Origin of the sequence: Thermococcus gorgonarius, assembly GCF_002214385.1 — an archaeon.
In the GTDB taxonomy this organism is placed as follows: domain Archaea; phylum Methanobacteriota_B; class Thermococci; order Thermococcales; family Thermococcaceae; genus Thermococcus; species Thermococcus gorgonarius.
On sequence record NZ_CP014855.1, the window covers coordinates 848,540 to 874,094 of the forward strand.

At 53.8% G+C, this 25,555-nt stretch carries 23 protein-coding genes and 2 tRNA genes; 15 read left to right on the forward strand and 10 right to left on the reverse strand.

Annotation, left to right across the window (positions count from 1 at the left end):
* Positions 1 to 4: 4 nt before the first annotated feature.
* Both A3K92_RS04790 and A3K92_RS04795 read left to right on the forward strand, forming a co-directional pair.
* Positions 5 to 1,141, forward strand: coding sequence for an ATP-NAD kinase family protein (locus A3K92_RS04790; RefSeq protein WP_088885176.1), 1,137 nt, complete (start codon positions 5 to 7; stop codon positions 1,139 to 1,141).
* 47 nt (positions 1,142 to 1,188) lie between these two features.
* Entirely contained in the window at positions 1,189 to 2,088 is a 900-nt protein-coding gene (locus tag A3K92_RS04795) for a hypothetical protein (protein WP_088885177.1), read from the forward strand.
* On the opposite strand, the gene A3K92_RS04800 is transcribed toward A3K92_RS04795, so the two are convergent.
* A complete protein-coding gene (locus A3K92_RS04800) occupies positions 2,085 to 3,284 on the reverse strand; it encodes a cysteine desulfurase (protein ID WP_088885178.1) in 1,200 nt (399 codons plus the stop codon). The genes A3K92_RS04795 and A3K92_RS04800 overlap by 4 nt on opposite strands.
* Positions 3,281 to 3,574 carry a hypothetical protein gene (locus A3K92_RS04805; protein ID WP_088885179.1) on the reverse strand — a complete coding sequence of 98 codons (294 nt, stop codon included), beginning with the start codon at positions 3,572 to 3,574 and terminating at the stop codon, positions 3,281 to 3,283. The genes A3K92_RS04800 and A3K92_RS04805 overlap by 4 nt, the downstream gene beginning before the upstream one ends.
* 136 nt (positions 3,575 to 3,710) lie before the next feature.
* Between A3K92_RS04805 and A3K92_RS04810 the strand changes: the two genes are divergently transcribed.
* A complete protein-coding gene (locus A3K92_RS04810) occupies positions 3,711 to 4,460 on the forward strand; it encodes a cytochrome c biogenesis CcdA family protein (protein ID WP_088885180.1) in 750 nt (249 codons plus the stop codon).
* Between the two features lie 6 nt (positions 4,461 to 4,466).
* On the opposite strand, the gene A3K92_RS04815 is transcribed toward A3K92_RS04810, so the two are convergent.
* Both A3K92_RS04815 and A3K92_RS04820 read right to left on the reverse strand, forming a co-directional pair.
* On the reverse strand, positions 4,467 to 7,355 hold the full coding sequence (locus A3K92_RS04815) for a DEAD/DEAH box helicase family protein (protein ID WP_088885181.1): 2,889 nt from the start codon (positions 7,353 to 7,355) through the stop codon (positions 4,467 to 4,469).
* A gap of 36 nt (positions 7,356 to 7,391) precedes the next feature.
* A complete protein-coding gene (locus tag A3K92_RS04820) occupies positions 7,392 to 10,016 on the reverse strand; it encodes a site-specific DNA-methyltransferase (protein ID WP_088885182.1) in 2,625 nt (874 codons plus the stop codon).
* A gap of 141 nt (positions 10,017 to 10,157) precedes the next feature.
* Between A3K92_RS04820 and A3K92_RS04825 the strand changes: the two genes are divergently transcribed.
* A tRNA-Met gene (locus tag A3K92_RS04825) sits at positions 10,158 to 10,264 on the forward strand.
* A 7-nt stretch (positions 10,265 to 10,271) separates the two neighbouring features.
* On the opposite strand, the gene cobB is transcribed toward A3K92_RS04825, so the two are convergent.
* Positions 10,272 to 11,033: an NAD-dependent protein deacetylase gene (gene cobB / locus A3K92_RS04830; protein ID WP_088885183.1), complete on the reverse strand. Its 762-nt coding sequence runs from the start codon at positions 11,031 to 11,033 to the stop codon at positions 10,272 to 10,274.
* 145 nt (positions 11,034 to 11,178) lie between these two features.
* On the opposite strand from cobB, the gene A3K92_RS04835 reads away from it, so the two are divergent.
* Both A3K92_RS04835 and glyA read left to right on the forward strand, forming a co-directional pair.
* Positions 11,179 to 12,363 (forward strand): aromatic amino acid transport family protein, encoded by a 1,185-nt coding sequence (locus A3K92_RS04835; protein ID WP_088885184.1) that lies wholly within the window; start codon positions 11,179 to 11,181, stop codon positions 12,361 to 12,363.
* A 114-nt stretch (positions 12,364 to 12,477) separates the two neighbouring features.
* Positions 12,478 to 13,767 (forward strand): serine hydroxymethyltransferase, encoded by a 1,290-nt coding sequence (glyA, locus tag A3K92_RS04840; protein ID WP_088885185.1) that lies wholly within the window; start codon positions 12,478 to 12,480, stop codon positions 13,765 to 13,767.
* 196 nt (positions 13,768 to 13,963) lie between these two features.
* Here glyA and A3K92_RS04845 read toward each other — a convergent pair whose 3' ends face one another.
* From A3K92_RS04845 to A3K92_RS04855, 3 genes are read right to left on the reverse strand one after another with little or no spacing between them, the layout of a single operon-like run.
* Positions 13,964 to 14,731 (reverse strand): ABC transporter permease, encoded by a 768-nt coding sequence (locus tag A3K92_RS04845; RefSeq protein WP_088885186.1) that lies wholly within the window; start codon positions 14,729 to 14,731, stop codon positions 13,964 to 13,966.
* A 5-nt stretch (positions 14,732 to 14,736) separates the two neighbouring features.
* The gene (locus A3K92_RS04850; protein WP_088885187.1) at positions 14,737 to 15,714 is read right to left on the reverse strand and encodes an ATP-binding cassette domain-containing protein; all 978 of its coding nucleotides are present in this window, start codon (positions 15,712 to 15,714) and stop codon (positions 14,737 to 14,739) included.
* Positions 15,707 to 16,183: a PadR family transcriptional regulator gene (locus tag A3K92_RS04855; RefSeq protein WP_088885188.1), complete on the reverse strand. Its 477-nt coding sequence runs from the start codon at positions 16,181 to 16,183 to the stop codon at positions 15,707 to 15,709. The genes A3K92_RS04850 and A3K92_RS04855 overlap by 8 nt, the downstream gene beginning before the upstream one ends.
* A 214-nt stretch (positions 16,184 to 16,397) precedes the next feature.
* Here A3K92_RS04855 and A3K92_RS04860 point away from each other — a divergent pair, with 214 nt between their 5' ends.
* Both A3K92_RS04860 and A3K92_RS04865 read left to right on the forward strand, forming a co-directional pair.
* Positions 16,398 to 16,898: an immunoglobulin-like domain-containing protein gene (locus tag A3K92_RS04860; protein ID WP_088885189.1), complete on the forward strand. Its 501-nt coding sequence runs from the start codon at positions 16,398 to 16,400 to the stop codon at positions 16,896 to 16,898.
* 190 nt (positions 16,899 to 17,088) lie between these two features.
* Entirely contained in the window at positions 17,089 to 18,207 is a 1,119-nt protein-coding gene (locus A3K92_RS04865; protein ID WP_088885190.1) for a DUF2079 domain-containing protein, read from the forward strand.
* Positions 18,208 to 18,451: 244 nt separating this feature from the next.
* Here the strand turns inward: A3K92_RS04865 and A3K92_RS04870 are convergent.
* Both A3K92_RS04870 and taw2 read right to left on the reverse strand, forming a co-directional pair.
* Positions 18,452 to 18,529: transfer RNA gene (locus tag A3K92_RS04870), tRNA-Lys, on the reverse strand.
* Positions 18,530 to 18,574: 45 nt separating this feature from the next.
* Positions 18,575 to 19,411 carry a tRNA(Phe) (4-demethylwyosine(37)-C(7)) aminocarboxypropyltransferase Taw2 gene (gene taw2 / locus A3K92_RS04875; protein WP_088885191.1) on the reverse strand — a complete coding sequence of 279 codons (837 nt, stop codon included), beginning with the start codon at positions 19,409 to 19,411 and terminating at the stop codon, positions 18,575 to 18,577.
* A 128-nt stretch (positions 19,412 to 19,539) separates the two neighbouring features.
* Here taw2 and A3K92_RS04880 point away from each other — a divergent pair, with 128 nt between their 5' ends.
* The 7 genes from A3K92_RS04880 (at position 19,540) to A3K92_RS04910 (ending at position 25,534) form a co-directional block, all read left to right on the forward strand.
* Positions 19,540 to 19,887: a hypothetical protein gene (locus A3K92_RS04880; protein WP_088886042.1), complete on the forward strand. Its 348-nt coding sequence runs from the start codon at positions 19,540 to 19,542 to the stop codon at positions 19,885 to 19,887.
* A 160-nt stretch (positions 19,888 to 20,047) separates the two neighbouring features.
* Complete coding sequence (gene cas4 / locus A3K92_RS04885; RefSeq protein ID WP_088885192.1) at positions 20,048 to 20,683, forward strand: CRISPR-associated protein Cas4; 636 nt, start codon at positions 20,048 to 20,050, stop codon at positions 20,681 to 20,683.
* 89 nt (positions 20,684 to 20,772) lie between these two features.
* Positions 20,773 to 21,741 (forward strand): hypothetical protein, encoded by a 969-nt coding sequence (locus tag A3K92_RS04890; protein WP_088885193.1) that lies wholly within the window; start codon positions 20,773 to 20,775, stop codon positions 21,739 to 21,741.
* A gap of 2 nt (positions 21,742 to 21,743) precedes the next feature.
* Positions 21,744 to 22,637, forward strand: a complete 894-nt coding sequence (locus tag A3K92_RS04895) for a zinc ribbon domain-containing protein (protein ID WP_088885194.1) — start codon at positions 21,744 to 21,746, stop codon at positions 22,635 to 22,637.
* Between the two features lie 9 nt (positions 22,638 to 22,646).
* Positions 22,647 to 23,141 carry a hypothetical protein gene (locus A3K92_RS04900; RefSeq protein WP_088885195.1) on the forward strand — a complete coding sequence of 165 codons (495 nt, stop codon included), beginning with the start codon at positions 22,647 to 22,649 and terminating at the stop codon, positions 23,139 to 23,141.
* A gap of 1 nt (position 23,142) precedes the next feature.
* On the forward strand, positions 23,143 to 24,147 hold the full coding sequence (locus A3K92_RS04905; protein WP_088885196.1) for an SPFH domain-containing protein: 1,005 nt from the start codon (positions 23,143 to 23,145) through the stop codon (positions 24,145 to 24,147).
* A 121-nt stretch (positions 24,148 to 24,268) separates the two neighbouring features.
* Positions 24,269 to 25,534, forward strand: coding sequence for an adenosylhomocysteinase (locus A3K92_RS04910; protein WP_088885197.1), 1,266 nt, complete (start codon positions 24,269 to 24,271; stop codon positions 25,532 to 25,534).
* Positions 25,535 to 25,555 lie beyond the last annotated feature (21 nt).

Here is a 25,555-nt window from a genome sequence, read left to right on the forward strand (position 1 = left end):
AACCATGCGCGTTGGACTCATAGTCAACCCGATAGCCGGAATGGGGGGAAAAGTTGCCCTCAAAGGCACCGATGGAGTTGTGGAAGAGGCCATAAAACGTGGAGCCAGGCCCATAGCCGCTGACCTCGTGAGGCTGTTTCTTGGTGAATTGACACACTACGAAGAGGCTCGGAAAATTGAGTTTCTAACCGGTCCGGGGCCGCTCGGGGAGGATGTTCTGAGGGAGTTCGATTTTCCTTACGAGGTTATCCGGCACAGGGAGATAGGGTATCGTCTTGTTGAAGGCATCCGAATCCCAGACACCACTTCAGAGGACACAAAGGAACTCGCGAAGAGCATGCTGGGAAAAGTCGAGTTGCTCCTCTTCGCTGGCGGCGACGGAACTGCCAGGGACGTCGTCGAAGCCGTCGATGAGAAAGTCCCCATCCTGGGAATACCCACCGGCGTCAAGATGTACTCAGGAGTCTTTGCCGCATCGCCGGAGGACGCGGCGAGGGTTTTAGTGGAGTTCATCCTAGGAAGGGCAGGGCTTGAGGAGAGGGAAGTCAGGGACATAGACGAAGAAGCCTACAGGCACGACGAGGTTAAGGCCAGAACCTACGGGAAGGCCATCGTTCCGGTGGTTGAGACCCTCGTTCAGGGGAGCAAGGAGGGGGTTCCCCTCGATGAGGAGGGCGAGCTTGAAGCCATAGCTGAGGCCCTTGCGGAGGAGATACTCGAGAACGACGGGATTTACTTCCTCGGATCTGGCTCAACGATAAAGAGGATAAAGGACGCGCTTGGAATAGACGGAACGCTGCTCGGCGTCGATGTCGTTGAGGTTAAGGATGGAAGGGCCAGACTCCTCGTAAAGGACGCGACCGAGAAAGACCTCCTCAGGTTTGTTGATCGGAACCCGAAAATCGTTGTCACGGTCATCGGCGGCCTCAACTTCCTCTTTGGCAGGGGAAACCAGCAGTTCTCCGCGGAAGTTCTGAGGCACATCCCCAAGGAGAACATAATAGTCGTCGCCACACCCTCAAAAGTCCGGAATGGCTTTATCAGGGTCTACACGGGCGACAGAGAAGTGGACGAAAAGCTTAGGGGATACATAAAGGTCAGGGTGAGCCCCTGGATGGAGAGGATAGTGAAGGTCATCTGAGCGGAACCCGTTTATACCTCCTCCTTATATTTTTAGTGGTGATATCCGTGAGATACAGCAACATAGCCGTCAGACTTTTTGAAAAGGAAGGCGAGGACGTCTTCTACGACCCGGCCTATCACGGCAGGACGCTGAAGGTCTTCGGTATGGACGAGTGGCCAGACAAGGCATTGGAACATTTGGCCGGAAAATACATGGAGAAAGACTACTCCAGGATCATCTTCGACACGAAGGGAAGTTTCAGTGAAGAAGGCTTTGATACAGTTCTCAGAATTCAGGACACGAAGCCCAGCGGTCTGGACCCCATAAAGCTCGCAGGTGAAGGCCACTTCGACTTCTACACAGCCGCCACGATAGTCCAGACGATTTACGGCCTTGACAGGACGCTAACGGAGATGCTCTACTCGGATATACTGGCAGGAAAAGTCGGGAGTGTTCCAGAGGCGTTAAAGGCAGGGCAAAAATACTCGGAGGTAATCGCGGAGAGCTACACTGCCTTAGACCAGCTCCTCTACTCGGGTGAAGTTCCGGAACTCGGCCAGAACATCCTTGTGGACTTTGGAGATGCCCACAGCATAACCCTCGTTGGAAACGCTTTCCTTATCCTGTCGGCGGCCGTCGAGAAGAGGAGAAAGGTGATGGTAGGCCTCAATGATGCGGCCGTTTTGACCTATACCACCGCGGGAGGCGCGGGACTTCCCCTCCTGACAAAGCCGGCCCTCAAAAGGGTAACCGTGGTCGCCAGCGAGTACGCCCTGGATTCCCTGCTGAACATGTCCGGCCCGATTCTGCTCCTCTATCACGATCCAGATGTGCAGAGCTTAGTCTACGAAGCAAGTGGAGTTCCGCCAGGCCCGATGAGAAAGCACGTCCACAAGGGCCAGGGAGCCTTCATCTACCGCACGCCTGAGACCATAGACGTGGAATGGGGCGAAATGCCCCTCTAACCTCTCAAACTTTTTACAAGCTCCTCCATCACTCCCAGGAAGGTCTCAACTTCCTCGATGCTGTTGTAGACGTGGAAGGAAGCCCTGACAGTGCCGTTTATCCCGAGTTTCTTCATAACTGGCAGGGCACAGTGGTGGCCGGAACGGACCATAATGTTGTGCTCATCGAGTATTGCTGCAACATCGTGAGGATGAAGCGGTGGAACGTTGAAGCTCACAACACCGGCGTGCTTCTTCAGGTTCCTCGGCCCGTACCACGGGACTTCCAGCTCGTCCAAACCTTCGGTGATGCGCTTCACGAGCTTCCGCTCCTGCCTCTCGATCTTGTCGAGCCCTATCCTCTGGATGTAGCGTATTCCGGCTGCGAGGCCTATCGCCCCGCCGATGTTTGGCGTCCCCGCCTCGAAGCGCTCAGGTGGCTCCGTCAGCTTGTAACCGTCGAGATCAACGTCTTCGATCGTCCCGCCCCCGATGAGTGGCGGCTCGAAGGTATCAAAGAACTCCTCGCTTATGTAAAGAACGCCTATCCCCGTCGGTCCCATCGGCCCCTTGTGGCCTGAAAGGCCTAAAAAGTCGGCGTGAAGCTTTTTAACATCCACTTCCATATGTCCCGCGCTCTGAGCGGCGTCAACGACGAATATAGCTCCCTCCTCCTTAGCGAGCTTTCCGAGCTCCTCGACCTCGTGGATAACGCCGAGAGCGTTGGAGACGTGCTGGACGGCGACGAGCTTGGCTCCCTTTATCTTCTTTTCTGCATCGCTCAAATCGAGGTTGCCCTCGTCATCCCCATCTATGAACTCCAGCTTTAGGCCCTTCTTCTTTGCCAGCCTCTGCCATGGGAGTAAATCCGAGTGGTGCTCGTAGGGAGTCGTAACTATCTTATCTCCTGGCTTGAAGAGATGCTCCAGCCCGAGAGCGACCAGGTTGAGGCTCTCGCTCGTGTTCTTCGTGAAGACTATCTCCTCGAACTTGGCATTGAGGAAGTCAGCCACGACCTTCCTGCTCTCTTCGTACTTATGCGTCGCCATCTGAGAAAGGCGGTGTATCCCGCGGTGGACGTTGGCGCGGTATCTCAGATAATACTCGTCCATGGCTTCTATGACAGGCTTCGGCGTGAGTGATGTGGCGGTGTTGTCGAAGTAGATGACCTCGCTGGTCAGCGGGATGTCCTTCCTAACATCTTCCGGAATCCTCATGATACCACCTCCAGAACCCCGGCGCAGTCATACACAACGGTCGCCATCTCCCTGCCCTTGTTCGCGTCGTCGAGCAGCTTGATTATTATCTTCCCGCTCGGATAGACGCTCGTCTCGTAGCCATCCATCTCAAGGATGAGCATCATGCCCGGGATGAGCTTCTTGACGGTGTAGCCCCTCTCCTTGAGACACTGGGCCGTTTTCGTCAGGTCTATCTTTATCGGCCTCTCCCAGGAGTAAACACCGATCACTATGCCCCTCATGGTCGTGCAAGGCTTTGCTATCATCATTCTTTCTCACCAGAGAGAACTCCCTCCTGGAGAATTTATGGGTTTCCTAAACCATAGGTTAAGGACAGAATTGCCCAAAGGTTTTAAACCCCCGGTTTAGAAAAAGCCTAAAATCTTCCCTGCTTTACGTTAAAGCATGAAGCTTCAAAAAATCGCCAAAACAAGGGAGCTCAAGTATCTACTTCTCATAATCCTGCTGTCCTTTGGGGTGAGCGCCCTGGCGCTCTCGGCCATTGGTATGCCTGACTTCATCCCTCAGTTTTTCACACTGGCCATGACGGACTCAGTAAATCCCTGCACATTCGCGGTTTACACCCTCTTCCTGATAGCTCTCTCGGTCAAGGGCGTCGGCAAGAAACGCCTTTATCTAGTTGGTCTCTCCTTCGTGGGGGCTGTCTATATCTCATATTACACGCTGGGGTTGGGGCTGACGTTGGTTGCTGGAAAAATACCCCTCGAATGGGCCGGTTATTTTGCCATAGCCTTTGGAATTTACACCATAGCAACGGGAATAGCGGAGCGTTCAAGGACGGGGGACAAGAAGGCCCTGAGGAAGAAAATGTTCTCGGCCGACACAACGGTTCTGGGGGCCCTGATACTCGGGATAAGCGTCTCAACAACGCTCTTGCCGTGCTCGGCGGGGCCCTATCTGGTCTATGCGGCGGTTATAGCCCGCTCATCCATGACGCTGGTGTTCCTCCTGCTGGCCCTCTACAACATAATATTCGTTCTCCCCCTGCTGGTCATCCTGTTTGCCATGGGCAGTTTAAGGGACAGCAAGGAGTTCTCAAGGACGATGGTGAGGCATTCGGCCGAGCTCTCAGTGGTTGCTGGAGTCCTCCTGGTTGCAATCGGCCTCTGGGTCCTCAGCCAGGCAAAAGTTTGAAAGGCCTCATCCGTGAGAGCTGATGATATTTTTCACCCTTTCGAAGAGCTCTCCGGCACTCGTTATCCAGTGATCCCGGTATTCATCGGAAACCCTATCTCCTCTCCGGTTGTAGAGGTAAAGGAGAACCCTAACCTTTAGGCCATTGTACCCGAAAACTCTGGGTTCTTCGGAATCCCCGAAGAACCTTCTGAACCAGTTAGCTTTGTGCTCGAAGGCAGTGTGTGCGGTTCCCTTGGAATCGACAAAGGCTATGATATAATCCTCTCCCCGGGCAAACCAGAATACGAAATTCGGCTTGAACTTTCTCATCCTTCCAGCGTTGGGCTCGTAGTAGGGTATGTAAACCCGATCAAGGTGCTCTTCTATCTTACTGAAGGCCCACCAGTCGAATGCCCCTTCCATTGGTTTATCTTTTAAGTACTCCTCCAGATCATTGAGAAACTCCACCTCGCTCCCAGTCTTTACGATGTGCCTTATGTAATCGGCCCTTTCGTCTTCCGAAACGATTACCGGGACGTAATAATGGTTGGGGAGGGCCTTTATCCTCAGCTCCCTGAATCCCTCCTCAACGGAGGTACCAGATCCATAGGACTCCAGCACTTTTCCTATTTTCCGCCTGAGCTCTTCGAGTTCTTTCTCTGACCCCAAGGAGACTCCGATTTTCTCGAAGTGGACTATCTCGTCTTCAAGGGGTTTGAATCCGCCGAACTCTTCAACGGTTGTGCTCAAATGGGAAGCCAGCTGCTTAACAACGATAGAGATCGGGACGGTTTTTCCCTCGTTAACGATCCTGTAGTACCTTTCCGGGTTTGTGAGGGTTTCCCTCATTCTGGCAACCAGAGAAGGGGAAAGACCATGCCTTGCTATGAGAACCCTCTCGTCAGTCTTTGTCAGGTACTCCCTGAGAGCCTCGAAAGTTGTTTTTGGAAGAACCAACCTCTCAGTTGTTTTTTCCTCAAAGAGGGTTCTCCGGGAAGGTTTAAAGAGAGGTATTAGGAGGGGCTTATCTTCAAGGACGCGATTCTTCAAGAGCCGGAGAGTTTCCCAAAAACCGCGTTCGGCCTTTAGGGTCTCCATTACCTCAGACAGGGCTTTTCTACTGGTGCCGAACACGAAAAGCGTCTCCAGTGGTTGTATAAAGCCACCTATTTTTTCGAACAGACCCCCGTCTTCGCCACTTCTGTGAAGGGCATCAAGCCTTCTTTTTCTACCTTTAAGAGGCTCTATCCTTACTCCTCTCCCAATAGACTGGACGACGAACTTTCTAGCATCTGCTCCAACGCCTATGTTGATGAAGAGCAAGACGTTGGGCCTGTTTGAGTCCCAGCCCTCGTAGAACGCCCTCGAACCCATAAGGATGCTTATCTCTTCCCTTTCATCCAGGTTTTCGAAAACGCTCTCGTCGGTGTAGCTCTCAACGACTTCGTAGCCCCTGAGGTTTTCACGGATCCACCTCAGGGCATCTCCGATCTTAACCAACGCAAATGGTACGTTGCTGGTTTTAAGCTTAAAGACCACTTCCTGCCCCCTTCCTGGAATCAGAATGGCCTCAACTTTGCCAAACCCCTCGGAGTTGTAAACGTACCTGAGCACGTCCTTTAGGGTTATCCCCCCAAGGAGATCCCGATCAACGACCAGGGGAACCTCCTCGTAAACCATACGCGGGCTCTCCGAGAACTCCCGCAGGAGCTCATGCTTTGCCTCCTCAAAGACTGCTGGATCGACGTCTCCCCTCCCGATCCTTTCGATCTCTTCAAAGAACATTACCAGATCGGGCTTCTCCTTCTTTGACGCCCCGAGGTTTACGGTATTGACAAGGGCCAGCAGGAGTGGCTCGTGGTAGACGTTGCCCGCCAGTTTAGAGGCTTTTTCCCTCACTTTCTTGATGTAGGTCAAGAGGATTAAGGACTTGAGAACTATTTTCTGCTTTTCATCCCTGCTGTAATCGTCTTTTTCCCTGAAAGCCCTTGCTTCCTGCTGGATCAAATAGATATGCTTCCCGTAGCCTTCCCTTATGAACCTCTCCAGGTTGAAGTTGTATGCGGTGGTAACGATGTCCCTGGGGTCCGTGAAGGTTGCTGAGAAGTTGAAGAGAAAGCCCTCTCTGGACATAATCGAATAGAAGAGCTGCCTCTTGGACTCCTCCTTGTCTCCCTTGTGGGCCTCGTCAAGGATTATGTACCACTTCCCCCCATTTTCGTAGTTTCTGAAGTCTAGCAGCTTCTCTCCTCCTCTGTCGCTTATGAGGTCGGAGCGGTAGTAGAAGACAGTTACCTCATTAAAAAGCTGGGACAGGCTTTCCCTCTTTATCTCCTCGTACCTGCTGAGCTCGACCAGATTTATCCTGAACCCCCTGACCGGAGCCAGCTCGTTGAACTCCGAGACGTGCTTTTTCAGCTGGTTTATGAGATCATCTCTGTAGGTTAGAATCAGCACGTCCCTTTTGGGAATCTCGCCAAGATCCATAAGCCTCTTGAGAACCTCAACCAGCTTCACTATCACGAGTGTCTTCCCGCTTCCCGTCGCCATCCAGAAAGCGGCCCGGTTTATGAAGTTGTGGAACCTCACCCTGCCGTCATCGATGGGGTAATACAGGCTCAGGATGTGCCTCACGTCCTGCTTAACGTTTGAGAGCCTTATGTCCAGCGCTTTTTCAAGGTCTTTATCAGAACTGAGGCCGTATCTCGCGTAAAACTTTCTTTTGTCGGCATTATCAACTTTGAAGTAGCAGTACAGAACCCGTATGGCATTTTTAAGGGCCTCCCTCTGAAACCCCCACAGGGTTTTGCCCCTTGAAAAGCTCTTCAGGTCGATGGAGTTCCACTCCCCCGGAAGGTCATCGAAGTCAATCTCCTCCACTATTCGCTGAAGCCTTGGAATTACGCTGACCATTCAAAGCCCCCCAGCAACTCTCTGCCCAGCACGATGTCACCACCAGATCAGAGGCATTACAAGCCTGTAGTCTGGGTTGAGAAGGTCGATCCTCTGGCCGTCTTCGAACTCAACGTAATCCTTTCCGAGCCTCTTTATTCTCTTCCCGAGAAGGTTGGATAGTGTCTCGGCCAGGTCTATGTCGGGGTATAGCTTCTCTAGGTTCACCCGGACAGTGTTTCTGGATCCCTCGACTTCGAGCGTTTCCAGAAGCTTCAGATCCCTCATGAAGATGTACTGGCTGTAGGGATCCTGGGCCGGATCGAAGAAGGGCTCCGAATCGGAGTACTTGGCCTTTCTCAGAACGTCCTCGTACTGCTCGAGCTCGTAGTACTTGAAAAATCCTCCCGCTTTTCTCCTGTTGTAGATCTCCTTTACGTCCTCGTTCCTGGAAATGCCCGTGGGATCGTAGGCCAGAACCTTCTTCATCCTCGGCAGGATCACGGTGTAGAAGTGCTCTCCCATCTCTATACCGATCCATTTCCTCCCGAGCTTGTGGGCAACCGCCGTAGTCGTCCCCGAACCGAGGAAGAAGTCCATAACGATGTCGCCGGGGCTGGATGATATCTTTATCACCCTCTCAAGCAGCGCCTCCGAGTTCTCGGTTGGAAATGCCCAGGAGTTTGAGTAACCGTATATATCCGACCAGTTTGAATCGAGGGTCTCTTCCTCCGCCTCCTCAACCCAGTATTTTGGTATCGGGTCGTCTTTTCCGCAGACGGGACAGCTCTTCCATTCGCCCTTGCTTCTGTCGTGGACGTAGCCGCAGTGCCTGCACACGAGTACGAGCTTTCCTTCCTCTATGAGCTGGTCTATTTTCTCCTGGGAGAACTTCCAGTGCTTGCCCTTTGGCGGCTCAAGCACCTTACCAAAAAACACCTTCGGGCTCCCATGACCGGAAGAGTCGTCCATGTGTCTCCAGAAGCCCTTCCTCTTCTCCTTCCTCTTCTTGACCGGATCGATGTAGGAGAACCCATCGCCCTTGGAGTAGCAGTATACCGTATCAAGGGCCTCGGGGAGCTTCTTTATGTCCTTCTCCATGACGTTCTTCTTGAACCTTCTCACGGCAAACTTGTTCCTGAAGTTCTCCTTTCCGAAGATCTCGTCCATGAGAAAGCGGACGTAGTGGTCGCCGTGGTAGTCTATTCTGACGTAGATCGCACCGGAATCGTTGAGGAACTCCCTGGCCAGTCTAAGGCGGTTTTCCATCATCGTTATCCAAGCTGAGTCGAGGAAACGGTTGACGTACATGGTGAACTCGTTGGTGCCGGTGTTGAAGGGAGGATCTATGTAGATCAGCTTGACCTTCTCCCTGAACTTTGGCAGAATGGTATTCAAAGCCTGCCAGTTTTCGCTTTTGATCAGCCAGCCATTAAGCTCTCTGTCAAGATCGTCGAATAGCGCCAATATTTTATGTTCCAGATCCTCGAAGTACTTGGTGTCCACGGGGAGAAACCTGTACTCCGGATTGAGCGTCTTGCCCGAAACGCCAGCAGTGAGAATTTTTCCCGGGTCAAAGTCCTCGTCGATCAAGTCGAGGAGGTACCACTCGACCAGCTGGTTGTCCACCTCGCCGGCTTTTTCAAACCTCTCCCGGTAGGATCTGTTCCCCTCCTTCAGGCTTTTCCACTTTTCGAGTTCCCGGTCGAAGGTCTCTTTCTGTTCCTTCAGCTTCTCAACGATCTTCTCGATGACTTCGATTCCACCCTTTTTGTCCGCTATTCTGTCGAGGGTTATGACGTAGTTGCTCCGCAGGGCGAACTTTGGCTTCCTCCATATTCTGACCAGTTCGTCCTCGAACTGGCCGATGAAGTCTATTATCTTGTAGGCCACTTCCCTCAGAACCTTCAGCTGTTTAACCCTTTCTTCGCTGAACTCTGTCTCATCGGAGTAAACGTACTGGTAGAGCCACATGTCGAACTGCTCCTTCAAAAACTGAACTGCGTTCTTGTTTATGAAATAATCAACCTCGTTCTGCTTTTCGAACACTCTAAAGGCCCTATCAAGGACTTCTTCATCGAGAAAAATTCCTTTCTTTTTAAGCTCCCTCAGTATTTCAGCCTTCTTCGTTTTTCGACCCCTTTCGGAGTAAAGCACGTAGAATTCAATCGTTCCATCTTTTCTGACCCCTTTCAGCTGGTAAATCCGGTCTCTCTTTTCGTTTGCCTTCTTGTGCTGGAGTTTAGAAACGTCAAAGAAGAACTTAACCCCATCGATGCTGATCCTCATGCTCCTGGGCAGAATGTCGGTTTTAACGTAGTAGAGCATGTGGGTCTTCCAGAACATAACAACGTCCCTGTCGTCAGTGTAGACCCTTTCATAGACTCTCTCGCCGAAGGGGGTTTTGTGGAAGTAGATAGAACCGCTTTCGTTGAAGTACCTCTTAAAAAAGTCGTACAGCTTGTCGAAGAGTTCCTCCCTGAACTCGGGAAAGTCCCGGGTCTTTTCCTCTATCTCCTCCATCAAAAGTTTAGAGATCCTCTCGAAGTACTTTGATTTTATCCTCATGAGGTTTATGTAACCTGATTCTCCTTCGACATCGGCACCGACGAATACGTCCCTCAAGGCCTTAAAGAACCTCGACTCCGGATTGTCAACGACGGCAGTTTTTTCACCGGCCATCATCTCCACCCGCTTCTTCCTGGTAAAGGTAAACATCCACCCAAAAAGGCACCGAAGATAATACCGGAGAGCTATTAAACTTTGCCCAGCGAAAGATTTAAAAATACCGTCCTGGAGGTATAGGTCGGGCGCTCGGGCAGTGCCGGGGTAGCTTAGCCTGGTCAGAGCGCTCGGCTCATAGGGCGCTCCCCTTCGGGGGAGCCTGAGAAACCGAGAGGTCCGGGGTTCAAAGCCCCGCCCCGGCACCAAACGTTTCTAGCGGCCGTTAACTTCTCTCCTGGCCCTGTCGAGTATTTTAGCCATTACCTCGCCGGCCTTTCCCCGCAGGAAGATATCAGCTATCGGCGTTATCCCGCTCCTTCTAACGTTTACCTCTATAACCTTCCCCCCGTGCTCCTTAACGATGTAGGGAATGTACGCAGCCGGATAAACTACCCCACTCGTCCCTATGACGAGAACAACGTCGCTTTTTTCGGCCAGCTTAAAGGCCCTCTCGAGAGCAGTCCTCGGTAGTGCCTCACCGAACCAGACCACGTCCGGCCTGAGAAGCGAGCCACACTGCGGACATCTAGGAAGATCCTTTGAGTTAACGAACTCCCGGATCCTGCCGCTCTCCTTCAGGTTCTCTCGATAGGAGCATGAAGTGCACCTAACCCGGAATATGTTGCCGTGGAGTTCGATAACGTTCTCGCTTCCCGCTTCGTGATGAAGGTCATCGACGTTCTGCGTTATAACCGCCCTGAGAATTCCGAGCCTTTCGAGCTCCGCAAGGGCGTAATGGGCCGGATTAGGCTTCGCCTCTAGGATTTTTTGCATTCTCCACCTGTAAAAATCCCAGACCAGGGCCGGATCCCTCTCAAAGGCTTCCGGAGTTGCCAGCTCCTCGGGCTTGTAATGCTTCCAAAGGCCGTCCTTCCCTCTGAAAGTCGGCACTCCGCTCTCAGCGCTTATCCCCGCGCCGGTGAAGGCTATGGCAAAGCGCGCTTTTAGAATTACCCTAACGGCCTCCTCGATCATGGTATTTCCTACTCGCCCAACTTTAAAAACCATGCCTGCCGTTTAGGTCAATCCTTAGTACTCTCGAATATTTTTTGAAGGAAGCTTCATATTTTCGTAGAAGGGTTTAAATTGTGCTCATTTGTGCATGACATTGGTGAGAGAAATGCCTGTTTCCGAGGGAATTGAGAGAAAAAAGGTCACCACATCACACGGGAGGTATTATTCGGCGAGAATAGCGGCCCAGAGGAGGAAAAAGCTCGTAGTCATCCAGAACATCAGGAGAAGGAAAGGAGTGAGGGGCATCAGGACGACCCCGATAACTATTGAGAAAACGAGAATAAGCGAGAGGGAAGCCCTAGCGGTTCTCGTGGGAACCCAGATCGGAGCGGGAGTTTTGGGCCTGCCCTACGCGGCCAGCAAGGTCGGCCTTATCCCTGCCCTCGGAGTCCTAATGGGAGTAATGCTCCTCATGCTCGGAACGGCCTTCATAGTGCTGAAGTTCTCGGCCGGGATGGGCGGGGCCCAGATGAGCACCCTAGCCAGCAGGACCCTCGGCAAAGCCGGCGGCTGGCTCATGTACCTCAGCATAACCCTGATGAGCTTTGGAGCTCTGCTGGCTTACGTGGCCGGGATGGAACAGGTGTTCGCGAGCCTCTTCGGCGTCAGCGAGACTGTTGGCGGCGCCATATTCTGGGTTCTTGCATCGTTAGTGGTCTACCACGGCCTCGAAGCGAGCGGAAAGACCGAGCTTATAATGAGCTACATCATGCTCGCCCTCTTCATTGGCGTCACCTTCATGCTCGTTCCCCACGCAAAGCTGGAGAACGGGCTCTACGCCGACCTATCGGGAATCCTGAGCATAACGGGCGTTGCCATCTTCGCCCTCGGCTGTCACACCATAATACCGGACGTCTACAAGGGGCTCGGGAGCTATGAGAAAACGAGGAAAGTGCTTGTACTGGCTTTCCTCATACCCACCGCCATCTACGCGGTATTCATGGCATCGTTCCTCCTCGTCTTCGGCAGGGGGACCCCCGAGGTGGCCACGCAGGGCCTTGAGTCCCTCTACGGCAGGGTCGGCTGGCTCGTGGGCAACATCATCCCCCTGCTCGCGATAACGACTAGCTACATAGGCATAGCTTTAGCACAGCAGAGCAACAGCGAGGAGTTCATAAAGCTCAGGAGGCCAGTTGCATGGGGTCTGACTGTAATTCCTCCCGCGATAGTTTACTTCGCCGGCGTGAGGAACTTCGCCGATGTGCTTGCCTTCGCAGGCGATACCGGCGACATGCTGGCCTTCATTGTGCTTCCCGTGCTTATGTGGCTGTCAGCGAAGCTTCGGGGGTGAAGTCCCGTCCTCGCATCCTTTTCTCCTATACTGCAGTGTACATTTCTGCGCACGTGCACACGTTAGGTAAGATTTATATTCCCGGCGTTCAAACTTCCATCGAGGTGTTTTCCAATGGCTGAAGGGTATCGCGAATACCGGGACAAGGTTCTGGGCTTTATTGAGGACCACGAGAACTGGAGAAAGCACACGATAAACCTCATAGCGAGCGAAAACGTGACTTCTCCAAGCGTTACGAGGGCCGTCGCGAGCGGCTTTATGCACAAGTACGCAGAAGGCTGGCCGAAGCAGAGGTACTACCAGGGCTGCAAGTACGTTGACGAGGTCGAGCTCATCGGTGTCGAGCTCTTTACCAAGCTCTTCCAGAGCGACTTCGCCGATTTAAGGCCGATTTCCGGAACCAACGCCAACCAGGCGGTCTTCTTCGGTTTGACACAGCCGGGAGACAAGGCTATAGTCCTCCACACCAGCCACGGCGGGCACATAAGCCACATGCCCTTCGGTGCGGCAGGAATGAGAGGCCTTGAGGTCCACACCTGGCCCTTCGACAACGAGGAGTTCAACATTGACGTTGACAAGGCCGAGAAGCTCATCCGCGAGGTAGAGCCCAAGATAGTCGTCTTCGGCGGCTCGCTCTTCCCGTTCCCGCACCCGGTCAAGGAGCTCGCGCCTGTTGCGAAGGAGGTCGGCGCCTACGTCATGTACGACGGCGCCCACGTCCTCGGTCTTATAGCCGGCAAGCAGTTCCAGGACCCGCTCAGGGAAGGAGCCGACATAATCACCGCCTCAACCCACAAGACCTTCCCGGGACCGCAGGGCGGTGTGATAATCTACAAGCGCTTTGGTGAAACCGAGGAGATAGCCAAGCTCCAGTGGGCCATCTTCCCGGGCGTTCTGAGCAACCACCACCTCCACCACATGGCGGGTAAGGTCATTACCGCTGCCGAGATGCTCGAGTACGGTGAAAAGTATGCCGCCCAGATCGTAAAGAACGCGAAGGCCCTCGCAGAGGCTCTCGCAGAGGAGGGCTTCAAGGTCATCGGTGAGGACAAGGGCTACACCGAGAGCCACCAGGTCATCGTCGACGTCAGCGACCTTCACCCGGCGGCAGGTGGCTGGGCGGCCCCGCTCCTTGAGGAGGCCGGCATAATCCTCAACAAGAACCTCCTGCCGTGGGACCCGCTTGAGAAGGTCAACGAGCCGAGCGGCCTCAGAATAGGCGTCCAGGAGATGACCAGGGTTGGAATGATGGAGGACGACATGAAGGAGATTGCTCACTTCATGAAGCGCGTGCTCCTCGACAAGGAGGACCCGAAGAAGGTCAAGAGAGACGTCTACGGCTTCCGCGCCGAGTTCCAGAAGGTCTACTACTCCTTCGACCACGGCCTGCCGCTCAGGGAGTGATGCCTTCTTTCTCTTCTGTTTTTGTGGCTTCCCATTTTAAATCTGCTCAACACCGCCCGCTTGCATCAGGTTCTGGGCCCCTTTTCCTTTCATCTTTCCGAAGAAAGCCACACCCAGCACAGGGGAAGGTTAAAAAAGACGGAGAAACGAAGATGGGCCCACAGGGGCCACACTGAGCATTGGAGTTTTCCCCTCCTCAGTCAATGGTGGCTTTTTCAAACTCCAGCGCAGCGAGGGCCGAGAAGGCAAGCGCCAGGAGCGCCAGCACGCCCCACTCGACCACGGGCGAGAACTTCGCTACAGCATCGCCCACGAGGTAGCGCCTCGTCCCGTCAACGGCGTAGGTAAGGGGATTAACGTAGGCGATTGCCTTCATCCAGCCGGGCATTGCGTCTATAGGGTATATCGCGCCGCTCAGGAAGGTCATGGGCATCATTATCATTGTGACCACCATCTGGAAGCCCTCCATGCTGGTCATTTTGAGTGCTATGGCCACTCCCATGCCCGCTATGGCAATTCCGACGAGGAAGCCGAGCCCCAGGGCGGGGAGCACGCCGCTCAATTTGAGGTCGGCGAGCGCGAAGCTGAGGGTCAGCAGGATTACCCCCTGTATCAGGGCCATTAGAGAACCCCCGGTTATCCTGCCGAGTATCGCCTCCGCCCTGCTCGCTGGAGCCACAAGTATTTCCTTGAGGAAGTCGAACTGCTTGTCCAATATGAGCGTTACGCCCTGCATGAAGCTCATGTTGAAGACGGTCATTGCGAAGACACCTGGGACGAGGTAGGTCAGGTAGTCAACACCACCGAAGACCCTCGCCGCCATGGGGTTGTTGAACACCCCGCTCCAGCCCATTCCGAAGAATATGAGCCACATGAGCGGGTTTATCAGGCTCCCGACCACCCTTGCGCGGGAACGGGAAAAACGCTTCAGCTCGCGGTATATCATCGTGGTGAACGTCCTCATCTCCTTCACCTCCTCTTAAACGGCATGGGGAACCTCTGCTCTCCACCCTCGTCCCTTATCTCCCTGCCCGTCAAGTGCAGGAAGACGTCGTTGAGCGTGGGCCGGTGGTAGGTAACCTCTAGTATCTTCACTCCCCTCTCCTTCGCGAGCTCAAAGAGCCTCGGCAGGGCCTCGGCGGCGTTCTCAACGTCCAGCGCAACCCTTCCATCGGGGAGGAGCTTGCACCCCCTTATGAAGTCCGCCTTAAGGCACTTGATCTCTTCAGGGCCTTCGAGTTTGAGGTAAACAACGTCGTTGCCGACCAGTTTCTTGAGCTCCTCTGCGGTTCCCTCCGCTATTATCTTCCCGTGATCCATTATCGCTATCCTGTCCGCCAGCATCTCGGCCTCGTCCATATAGTGCGTTGTCAGGAAGATGGTCATGTTGTGCTCCTCCTTCATGACCCTTATGTAGTCCCAGATGTGGGCCCTCGTCTGCGGGTCGAGGCCTATGGTCGGCTCGTCGAGGAACAGAACTTCTGGCTCGTGGAGAAGGGAGCGCGCTAGCTCAAGCCTCCTCCTCATGCCTCCGCTGAAGGTCTTGACTTGTCTGTCCCTGAAGTCCCAGAGTTCAACGAACTTCAGGAGCTTCTCAATCTTCTCCCTCAGCTCGCTCCCGCCCAGGCCGTATATCCTGCCGTGGATGTACATGTTCTCGTAGGCCGTCAGCTCCCTGTCGAGGCTCGGGTCCTGGAAGACTATCCCTATCTTCTTCCTTACCTCGTTAGGTTCTGCCACAACGTCGTGACCAGCAACAAACGCCTTCCCGGAGGTCGGCTTCAGGAGCGTGGTGAGCACGTGCACCGTTGTGGTTTTTCCAGCTCCGTTCGGCCCGAGAAAAGCGAATATCTCTCCCCTTTTAACTTTGAACGAGATGCCCTTAACGGCCTCGAAATCGCCGTATTTCTTCACGAGGTTCTCCACCTCTATCGCGTATTCACTCACTTCCCTCCCCCCTTTCAATCTCGCCGAGGAGGATTAGCCTCACCCTCTTGGTGAACTCCCCGAACTCCCTCGCGAGGGCTTTCTTCTGAGCCTCCGTCAGGTTTTCAAGGGAGTTGAAGACTTCTTTCATCAATTCGGCCAGTTCCCTGCCGCCAAGCCTCGCGAACTCCCTGAACCTATAGGCGAGCTCCTCAACTTCCCTGAGCTCCACCTCATGCTCCTCAAGGTACTCCCTCCCCTTTTCCGTGGCCCTGTAGAGCCTCTTGTCCCTCTTGCCCTCTCCTACCGTCTCAATGAGCCCGGCCTTCCTTAGAGAGGTCAGTGTTGGGTAAACCGTCCCCGGACTGGGGTGCGGAATACCATAGGTTCGCTCAAGCTCGGCCATTATGCCGTAGCCGTGCATCGGCTTCTCAGCGAGCATCTTGAGTATGAGCAGTTTGAGGTGTCCCTTAAAGTGCGGACGCTCCATAGTATCACCAATATATCGAACGATATATCAGCTTATAAACCTTTTGGGAGAAAGCCCAAAACGGCGGGGTAAGTAGTAGGTTGGTGAGAGAGATGAGGGAAATGCCCAACAGCCTCTTCCTTCTCTTCTTCCCATTCCAAAACTTCAAACCGCTTTGAAGTCGTCGCAAGCCTTAAGACTTTTCACGTCATGAAGAACGATTAGGGTGATAGGGATGAAGCGCGTGTTGCTTTTGGTACTGCTCCTGCTTGGAGTCGTTTTCGCGTATCATGTTCTGAGCACTCACGGGAACGCTTCCGGCGGCATAACAGTTGAAGAGGTTAGAGAGAACTTACCCAACCTCAACGAAACCCTGGGGCCCATAGTAACCGTTGAGAGCGCTTCGTTTATGCACCCCGATAAGGCATTCTATTCTCCCAACGACACCATGATACTCACGATAACCAACAAAGGGAACGCCACTATCACAACGGGCTACGCCTTCAGGCTTTACCGTCTGGAGGACTGGGGATGGAGGGAGGTTCCCGTTAACCTGACGTTTGCCGAGGTCTTGGTTACAATCGGGCCAGGGAAAAGATGGGAGCAGAGGATTGACCTCTCAAAGCTGAGTCTCACGCCTGGACATTACAGGATAGTAAAGATTGTCTCCGTCACCGCCCCGGTGACCAAGATGAGCATGGGTATTGAAGCGTGGACTGAGTTTAACGTGCGGTGAAGATGCAATAACGGGTTCTATCCCTTTGGGGTTCCGGTTTAAACCAGAAAAACCGTTATAAGTTCTGAAAACGTACTTCTCATGTGCGGCGCTTGGCCTTCATTGGCCATGCACCCCCAGGGTTTGAAGGCCGGTGCCGCGCGCTTCCACAAAGTTTTTACGTGATGTCCTGCCATTATCTACGGTATCCATGAGGGCGGAAAGGAAGTTCGCGCTGATAAGCTCGCTCATGACGGCTCTCCTGGTCGCTTACACACTGGTACGTGCAGAAGTCTATGGAGTCTTTCACGTGAAGGATATAGACCTCGTGATCTTTGAGGAAAGCCTGAAGACCACCCTAAGCGGGGAGGGCTTTTTCTTCAACCACTGGGAGTGGAACCACTGGAGAGCCTGGAGCCACTTCGGAACCCACAATTCACCGATTCTTTTCCTCCTGCTTCCGGTGTATGCCCTCTTTCCTAGCGAGTACACCCTCATGATACTCCAGGACCTGATGGTGCCCCTGAGTGCCTTCGCCCTTTTCAGCTTTGCCAGGAAGGTTCTTGGGGACGAAGAAAAAGCTCTGGCAGTATCTATCGCGTTCCTCCTGAATCCTCTTACCCACGCGATAGTCCGCTATGATTTCCGGCCGGACGTTCTGGCGGTTCCTTTCATGTTTCTCTTCGCCAGCTATGCGGCTGAGGGGAAAACGAAAAAACAACTGCTGGCGGCACTCCTTATACTCTCTGTCAAGGAGGACGCCGGCCTGTTTCTAGTTGCCTACTCGATCTTTGAAGTCCTCTCAAAGCATGGTTTCAATGTTAAGGGCTGGCTAGGGGAGAAAAAGGTGATTGGTTTTGCCCTTCTTGGGCTTGTCTGGATAGCGGTGAGCATCTTCCTCGTAATCCCGAACTTCAACGAGTCCCATGAGTATTTCTACTTCATGCTCTACCAGCCGGGGGGAGACAGGGGCATTATACTACTGGTGGCACTCGCCAAGCTGACTGTTTTAATGCTCAGCCTCGCGTTTCTTCCCCTCAAAAAGCCCGCCTACTGGCTTCCGCTGGCCTTTCTGTGGTCCGAAAACGCCTTCGCAAAGAGGCTGGAGCAGGCCGCGATAGGCTTCCAGTACGATTATCAGCTCTTGCCCATGGCATTCATAGTGCTGGTGTATGCGCTCAGGGAAAATGACACCCCAAGAACCACTCACCTGCTGGTCGCGAGCCTACTTTCAATGCTGCTGTTTTCGCCCTCCTTCGGCCTAATTGACGCATACCCCCTAACCATCGGGCACAGCCTGTGGGAGTACCTCCGCCTACTGCACCACTAGGGCTTTAGCACAGGCTTTTCACACTTTCCATACAACACTGTTCTACGGAAACTTGGAGGTGATGTAAGATGTATGTAGAGAGTTTTTGTATAGACTTTCCACACAACACTGTTCTACGGAAACCTTCGGGGACGTTGAGAAAAGGCTTCTATCAAACCCATTTGAGTACAACACGATCCCATAAACTGGAGTGAACACAGAATTATCACACAAGAACTTGCCCCAACAGAAGGGAAGGCAACTCTGGCGGGCCGGGCGGGATTCGAACCCGCGGCCACGGGGTTAAAAGCCCCGCGCTCTAACCAGGCTGAGCTACCGGCCCAACCCGGGTCTGGTATAGGAAGGGGTTTTATAAGCTTTGCCCTCGCTACTTCTTGTAAACCCTAACATCAACGACAACGTGCCAGACGCCGGGGGCGTAGCGCTTTATTATCAGCTCGTTGAGCTTTTCCGTCTCATAGCCGTACTCCCTGGCAACTCTTTTGAAGGTCGCGAAGGGCTCTTCCGGCATGAGCCTCTCCGGAACCGTGTTGTGGTAGTGGATTACCGCCTCGTCCTTGGCTATGCTCAAAGCCTTGGGTATGAACTCATGGGTTGTTACCACGTAGCCCATGAGAACCCTGTCGGCTATGTTCTCGGCCGGAAAGTCGCGGTTGTCCATGTTGTACGGCGTCATAAGGTCCTGGACGTTGTTAAGCCAGATGTTCTCAACCAGGAAGCGGAAGGTGTAAGGATCTTTCTCGATGGCTATGACTCGGGCCTTTCTATGGACGGCCATCGGCAGGCTCAGGTGGCCGATTCCGGCGAACATGTCCACGACCAGCTCCCCCGGTTTTGCAACCCTGGCCATTCTCACGCGTTCCTTGACGTTGGCCGGCGAGAACATTATCCTGGCCACGTCGAGCTTGTACTTAACGCCGTTCTCGACGTGAACCGTAATGGTATCATCTCCATAAAGTAGCTCGTAGTCGGGCTTTCTTGTTTCCCCGTGGATGTGACCCTTCCTGAGGACTGCCTTGGCGTTGAGGACTTCGGCGTAAACTTCGGCTATCCTCTCCCTGTAGGGCTCAAGCTCCCTCCTCAGGGGCAGGATTATGACGTCGCCTATCCTGACCCAGTGTTTTGGGAGGAGTTTGACCAGCTCCGGAGGAAGTTCCTTTGAAAGGATTTCCCTTATCCTTGGCTTTATGACCTGAGTCCTCATCGGAATTCTGCAACACCTGGGCCTTAATAAGGCTTTGCCATTTCGTCGAAAAACGATTAGAAAGGCTTAAAAATGAGCGAAGAGTAAGTTAATTCCGGAAACATTCAAGGCGGAGGTCGATGAAAAGTATGGAGGACGAGTCCTCTAGCAGTAGTTGGTTCTCGAGGATATTTGGATCGAGGTCAAAAAACGGTGCTCTTCTTGAACAGGAGCTGAGCGGCAGGGCATACGAGGACTACCGCAGGCTCCTCCTGAAGGCAAGGCCCGAAGTGTCGCAGGACAGGATAGTGGTCAAGCTGCCGGAGGGCGAAGTCGAACTTAGAAAGGACAGACTGATAGTCCGCGCCAAGGACAGGAAGACGGCGGAGAAAATACTCCGGAACCTCCATCACTACGATCAGCCGCCGAGCCTGTGGCCGGCCTATGGGCTCAGCTACTCCATAAAGCAGAGGACAAGGCCCCGAATTCGTGCCTGATTTCGGCGGCTTTTCAATTAATTTTAAAAGCCTCCCCTAAAAACTTCTTTGCGGATGACGACCCTTGCCCAGTCTGAGCTGTGATGACGTCGGTATTAGCTGACGCAGGGGCGGGGAGGTTCGCGGCCGATGACCCGCCCCGTTCCAGGAGGGAACATGAATGAGCAACAACGGAAGCGATGGGGACGGATTCATAGAGTTCTACGCGAGCGAGGCCCTGATCTGCCCCAGGAGGATATACTACCGCCTGAAGGGCTACCCCGAAAGATGGCCCGAGTTCGTGAAGGTTAGACTAAACCAGGGAAGGAACACTCACGAAATCCTTGGAGATATACTGCAAAAGCGCTTTGGCTTTGAGCTTGAGAAGCATCTTGTGCTTCGCTCCAGCAGGCTTGGCATTGAAATACACGGGAGGATAGACGCTTTTAGAGAGTTTCCAATCGAAATAAAGGGAAAAACCAGTCTGCCAAAGCTGCCGTACGAGTACCATCTGGCCCAGCTCAACGTGTACCTCCGATGGGCGGAGGCCGAATACGGCTACCTTTACTACATAAAGCTCCACGAGCGTCCAAACACCGTTATCGGAAAGCTAGACTTTTCGGACTTTCCGGTTATCAAAGGACCGAATTTCAGGCTCTTCGAGGTTCCCTACGACAAGTCCCTCTTCAAAGCAACTCTGAAGCATTTCTACTCCGTCAAAAAAGCCTATGAAAGGGATAGACCCCCAAAGGGAGAGTACTCCTACGCCTGCAAGTTTTGCCCGTACAGATACCTCTGTTATCCCTCAGAAGAATAAAGGGGGCCGTTTTTGGGGACAACTGAACCGCTTAAAGTCCTCAAAAACCCTTAAATACTTCCGCGCCAATACTATTTTGAGTGGTTACAATGGAAGCGGGCTTCAGGTGCGAGAGGTGTGGGGCGCCGCTTGAGGTGTCGCCCGAGACGATAGTTGCTATCTGCCCCTACTGCGGCTTTCCGAACCACATAAGCGGGAACCTGAAAACCGAGAGCATATTCATAATCCCGTCTGTGAACAAGAACGCCATAGCCAAGGCCTTCTGGGATCACGTCGAGGGGGACTTTGACCTGAATAGAATAAAGGACGAGATACAGGTTGTTGATATAGAGGGCCACTACGCCCCATACTGGAGTGGCATCGTCCATGTGTATGGAACGGTTCGCTATATGAGACGGGAACAGGAGTGTCACACCGACTCCAAAGGAAATACCCACTGCCACACGGTCGAGAGGCATTACATCGAGAGGGTGAACGAGAACATGCACCTCCTGGGTTCAGCCAGAAGGCAAGTCAAGAGCCTCGGCGTGGACGACCTGATAAAGCACTTCTCCAAGACCAGACCGGAAGGAAAGAGGCTCCTCGACCTCGACGAGGACGAATGGAGTAAGGTAAAGCTTGAGATACTCAACACGGAGATGGACGAAAGGCATGCCAAGCTAATGATGAGGGAAGACGCGGTGGACATAGTGAGGAACCACTTCTTGGCCAAGTCCGACAGGATAGAGCTCTTTGACATCCACGCGGAGGAGCCCAGGGACGTTAAGCTTCTCCTTCTCCCGATGTGGACGGTTTATTACAAGTACCAGAACTCGATATTCCACGCGGTCTTCGCGGGCTGGGACGGAAAGAGAGTAGCCGCAACCGAGCCTATGAACGTCTTCAGGCGGGCGCAGTACCTGACGGGAGCGGGAATAGGAATACTGCTCGGTGCCTTTGGCTCAGCCTACACGGGGAGTGGGGTTGGAGCGCTTATCCTTACTGCCATAGGCGGCGGGATCGGCTGGTTCTTCGGCAGCAAAGTCCTCGAAGGACAGAGAGTCGAGAGGGGTGGCTGAAGATGGAAGTTCAGTGTCCAACCTGTTCGGCTAAGTTTAAGGTTCCAGACACGGTCAGCGTCGTCACCTGTCCCTACTGCGGGACGACCTTCCACGTACACACCGGCGAGGAAGCGAAGGAGGAGCACTACTTCTTCCCGCCGATGAGGGAAGACCCGGCTGGAAAGCTCCTGAAGTTCCTTTCGAGGCAGTACGGTGCTCCAGCCGACATAGTTGACGCTAGGGTTATTGAGAAAAACCTCCACTGGGTCCCGGTTTACTTCTTCTACCTCCACGGAAAGGCAAGCGAGACGGTTGAGGAGGTTGAGTTCCTGGGAATTCCGGCAGGTTCGCCCTTGAAAACCCTCCTCATGGACTATCCCTTCCCGGTCAGAGGAAAGAGGTTCTTTGATGAAGCGATGGTGAAGAAGGGAACCTACCATGAGCCGGAGATGAAAAAAGAGGAAGCTGAGACGATAGCCCGGTCGAGGCTTGAGAACGCGCTGAAAGAAGAGGCAAGGGAAGAAAGCTCCCACCTCGGAAAACCCGAGCTTGAAGTTAAGTTCCAGGGGCTCGTTCACTATCCCGTCTGGGAGATAGCCTACGAGTACGGCGGGGAGACCTTCAGGGGCAACTACGTCGACGGAACAGACGGCAGGGTCATAAGGGCTGTTTACCCGCTCATGAGCGAAGCGAGGAAGAAAGCGACACTGCTCGGTTCGGGGGTTATAGGCGCGGGAGTTATTCTCGGGCTCATAGCCTCGGCCATCTACTCCAACGCGTGGGGAATAATAGGTGGCCTCGTCTCTGGAATAGCGGCTGGAGCCGGGATATTCTCAAAGGGCTCGGTGAGCAGGAGAACGGTCAGTGAGGTAATGAGAGCTGGGAGAGGCAACGTCTACTTCAGGAAGGTGTGAGGTGGTAGTATGGGTAAGGAAACAAAGCTTTTGGAGAAGTTGGAGCTCGTAATTCCGGGCTTCCACGGCTACAAGAAGAAGGAGCTCTTGAGGGAGGACGACAGAATCGTAAGAGCAAAGGTCGCAGACATACTCGTTCAGGCAAGAAAAGAGATTGAAAGGGCACTGCAGAGATGTGCGATGGTCAGCTGCTCCCAGCTGGTCGCGATAGACTCCTTAAGGAAGAAGCTCGTCGGCCTTGAGGGCAGGGTAAGGCACGCAGAAGCTGGCTACGCGGGCTACTTCGACAGGATAAGCGTCAGGGAAAAGGAGCTCGAAAAGCTCATAGAATACGACGCCAAGATGATAGAGCTTGCCGAGGAAATACTCAGCAAGGCAAAATCCCTTGGAGGGGAGGTCGTCAATCCTCAGGCTCTGGGGCTTTCAGTCCTCGAGCTGGACGACAAGCTGAGAGCCCTTGAGGAGACCCTTGACAGAAGGATGAGCATCGTGGTGGGTGAGTGAAATGGTGCAGGTTATTGAGTGGGTCAATCCGGGTGAAGACGAGATAATCTGGCGCTACCCTAACGAGGTAATAAAGTGGGGGGCTCAGTTAATAGTCCACGAGTACGAGGTAGCCGTCTTCATGCGCGATGGAAAAGTCTACGACGTCTTCGGCCCCGGAAGGCATACGCTAACGACGCAGAATTTGCCTCTCCTCTACAAGCTCGTCGGCGGGAGCAACAGCCCATTCAAGGCAACCGTAATCTTCGTCAGCATGAAGGAGTTCCAGGGGAGGTATGGTGGAGAAACGCAGACGAGGGAGCTTGCTCCCATAAAGTACTACGGCGTCTACTGGTTCAAGGTCGCCGACCCGGTTCAGTTCATCACAGAGGTCGTCGGCGGGCAGAGCCTCTACGATACGCAGGACGTAACCAAGTTCATCCGTGCATACTTCAACGAAGGCATGATGAAGCACCTTTCATCTTATTCAATCGTCGACCTCTTCCAGAACCTCGACATGGTGAGCACGCAGGTGAAGGTTAAGCTCATGGAGGACTTTAGAAGGCTCGGCCTTGAGCTGGTCGATGTAAAAATTGAGGGAGTCAACACCACCGACGAGTGGCGCCAGAGGCTCTTCTGGCTCATGCAGACTGGAAACGCCCAGGCCGTTATGCAGATGGACACTGTAAAGCAGGTGGCAGCTGAACTCGGAAAGAGCGGGAGCGCTTCCGTGGGAACGGGAATGGTTCTGATACCCCAGCTCATGCAGCCCGCCCCACCAGCTCAGCCAGCTCAACCGGCACAGCCTTACGCGGGCGGTGGTGTTCCGCCGGCGCAAGCGGCTCAACCAGCTACCCCTACCCAGCCAGCGGCCCAGCAGGAGATATGCCCCTACTGCGGAAAGCCTATTCCGCCGGGTGCGCGCTTCTGTCCCTACTGCGGGCACGAGATAAAGCGCTGTCCCAACGGCCACATAGTTCCAGAGGGAGCGAAGTTCTGCCCTGTGTGCGGGGCAAAGATAGAGTAATGCCCTCTTTTTTTCTTCATTACCCTTTTGCCCCGGCAGTAGTTGGGCCTCCCTAATTCAAAAGCCATTCACATTTTCGGAGGACTTTTAAAATCCGCCGAGAAATCATGCCGGTGGTAATATGGACTGCACGAAGGACTACTGTGTTAAGGACTTAAATCTCGCCCCGAGCGGAGAGAGGAAGATAGACTGGGTCTCGCGCTTTATGCCGGTTCTCCAGCACATAAGGGCCGATTTCGAGAAGAGGAAGCCCTTCAGGGGCGTGAAGATAGCAACGACGCTTCACCTTGAGATGAAGACCGCTTTCCTCCTTCTGACGCTCAAAGCCGGTGGAGCAGAGGTTTCAGCGACAGCGAGCAACCCCCTCTCGACTCAGGACGACGTTGTCGCGGCACTGGCAAAGGCCGGCGTCAAGGTCTATGCGATACGCGGGGAAAGCAGGGAGGAGTACTACGAGTTCATGCACAAAGCTCTGGACATAGAACCGAACATCATCATCGACGACGGTGCGGACATGGTGAGCACCGTCCTCAAGGAGAGAACCGAGCTGATAGACAACATCTGGGGCGCGAGCGAGGAAACGACAACCGGCGTGATACGGCTCCGCGCGATGGAGAAGGACGGCGTGCTTAAGTTCCCGATAATAGCGGTCAACGACAGCTATACCAAGTACCTCTTCGACAACCGCTACGGAACCGGCCAGTCAACGTGGGACGGCATAATAAGGACGACGAACCTTCTGGTTGCCGGAAAGAACGTAGTTGTGGTCGGCTACGGCTGGTGCGGTCGCGGAATAGCGATGCGCGCCAGGGGGCTGGGTGCAACCGTCATCGTCGTTGAGGTCGATCCGATAAGGGCGCTTGAGGCCAGAATGGACGGCTTCCTCGTCATGGACATGAAAAGCGCGGCTGAGATAGGAGACATCTTCGTCACCTCAACCGGGAACATCAACTGCATAAGGAAGGAGCACTTCGAGCTCATGAAGGACGGCGTCATTCTGGCGAACGCTGGCCACTTTGACGTCGAGATAAGCAAGCCCGACCTTGAGGCCTTAGCGGTCGAGATAAACGAGGTCAGGCCGAACATCAGGGAGTATAAGATGGCCGACGGAAGGAGGCTCTACCTCCTGGCAGACGGAAGGCTCGTGAACCTAGCAGCTGCCGACGGTCACCCGGCGGAGATAATGGACATGAGCTTCGCCCTGCAGGCGAAAGCCGCTGAGTACATCAAGGACAACCACGAGAAGCTTGAGCCCAAAGTCTACGTCCTGCCGAGGGAGATAGACGGGATGGTGGCGAGGATTAAGTTGAAGGCAATGGGGATAACGATTGAGGAGCTCACGGAGGAGCAGAGGAGATACCTTGAGAGCTGGGAGCACGGGACGTGAAGTTTCTCATCTTCTCTTTTT

Bases quoted from the DNA above. Each gene is read 5' to 3' on its own strand.
- A3K92_RS04845 (WP_088885186.1), bottom strand. From the start codon at position 14,731: ATGAGGACGTTCACCACGATGATATACCGCGAGCTGAAGCGTTTTTCC.
- A3K92_RS04800 (WP_088885178.1), bottom strand. From the start codon at position 3,284: ATGAGGATTCCGGAAGATGTTAGGAAGGACATCCCGCTGACCAGCGAG.
- taw2 (WP_088885191.1), bottom strand. From the start codon at position 19,411: ATGAGGACTCAGGTCATAAAGCCAAGGATAAGGGAAATCCTTTCAAAG.
- A3K92_RS04805 (WP_088885179.1), bottom strand. From the start codon at position 3,574: ATGATGATAGCAAAGCCTTGCACGACCATGAGGGGCATAGTGATCGGT.
- A3K92_RS04900 (WP_088885195.1), top strand. From the start codon at position 22,647: ATGGGTAAGGAAACAAAGCTTTTGGAGAAGTTGGAGCTCGTAATTCCG.
- A3K92_RS04855 (WP_088885188.1), bottom strand. From the start codon at position 16,183: ATGGAGCGTCCGCACTTTAAGGGACACCTCAAACTGCTCATACTCAAG.
- A3K92_RS04860 (WP_088885189.1), top strand. From the start codon at position 16,398: ATGAAGCGCGTGTTGCTTTTGGTACTGCTCCTGCTTGGAGTCGTTTTC.
- A3K92_RS04865 (WP_088885190.1), top strand. From the start codon at position 17,089: ATGAGGGCGGAAAGGAAGTTCGCGCTGATAAGCTCGCTCATGACGGCT.
- A3K92_RS04820 (WP_088885182.1), bottom strand. From the start codon at position 10,016: ATGGCCGGTGAAAAAACTGCCGTCGTTGACAATCCGGAGTCGAGGTTC.
- A3K92_RS04815 (WP_088885181.1), bottom strand. From the start codon at position 7,355: ATGGTCAGCGTAATTCCAAGGCTTCAGCGAATAGTGGAGGAGATTGAC.
- A3K92_RS04905 (WP_088885196.1), top strand. From the start codon at position 23,143: ATGGTGCAGGTTATTGAGTGGGTCAATCCGGGTGAAGACGAGATAATC.
- cas4 (WP_088885192.1), top strand. From the start codon at position 20,048: ATGAGCAACAACGGAAGCGATGGGGACGGATTCATAGAGTTCTACGCG.
- A3K92_RS04810 (WP_088885180.1), top strand. From the start codon at position 3,711: ATGAAGCTTCAAAAAATCGCCAAAACAAGGGAGCTCAAGTATCTACTT.
- A3K92_RS04835 (WP_088885184.1), top strand. From the start codon at position 11,179: ATGCCTGTTTCCGAGGGAATTGAGAGAAAAAAGGTCACCACATCACAC.
- glyA (WP_088885185.1), top strand. From the start codon at position 12,478: ATGGCTGAAGGGTATCGCGAATACCGGGACAAGGTTCTGGGCTTTATT.
- A3K92_RS04890 (WP_088885193.1), top strand. From the start codon at position 20,773: ATGGAAGCGGGCTTCAGGTGCGAGAGGTGTGGGGCGCCGCTTGAGGTG.
- A3K92_RS04790 (WP_088885176.1), top strand. From the start codon at position 5: ATGCGCGTTGGACTCATAGTCAACCCGATAGCCGGAATGGGGGGAAAA.
- A3K92_RS04880 (WP_088886042.1), top strand. From the start codon at position 19,540: ATGGAGGACGAGTCCTCTAGCAGTAGTTGGTTCTCGAGGATATTTGGA.
- A3K92_RS04910 (WP_088885197.1), top strand. From the start codon at position 24,269: ATGGACTGCACGAAGGACTACTGTGTTAAGGACTTAAATCTCGCCCCG.
- A3K92_RS04895 (WP_088885194.1), top strand. From the start codon at position 21,744: ATGGAAGTTCAGTGTCCAACCTGTTCGGCTAAGTTTAAGGTTCCAGAC.
- cobB (WP_088885183.1), bottom strand. From the start codon at position 11,033: ATGATCGAGGAGGCCGTTAGGGTAATTCTAAAAGCGCGCTTTGCCATA.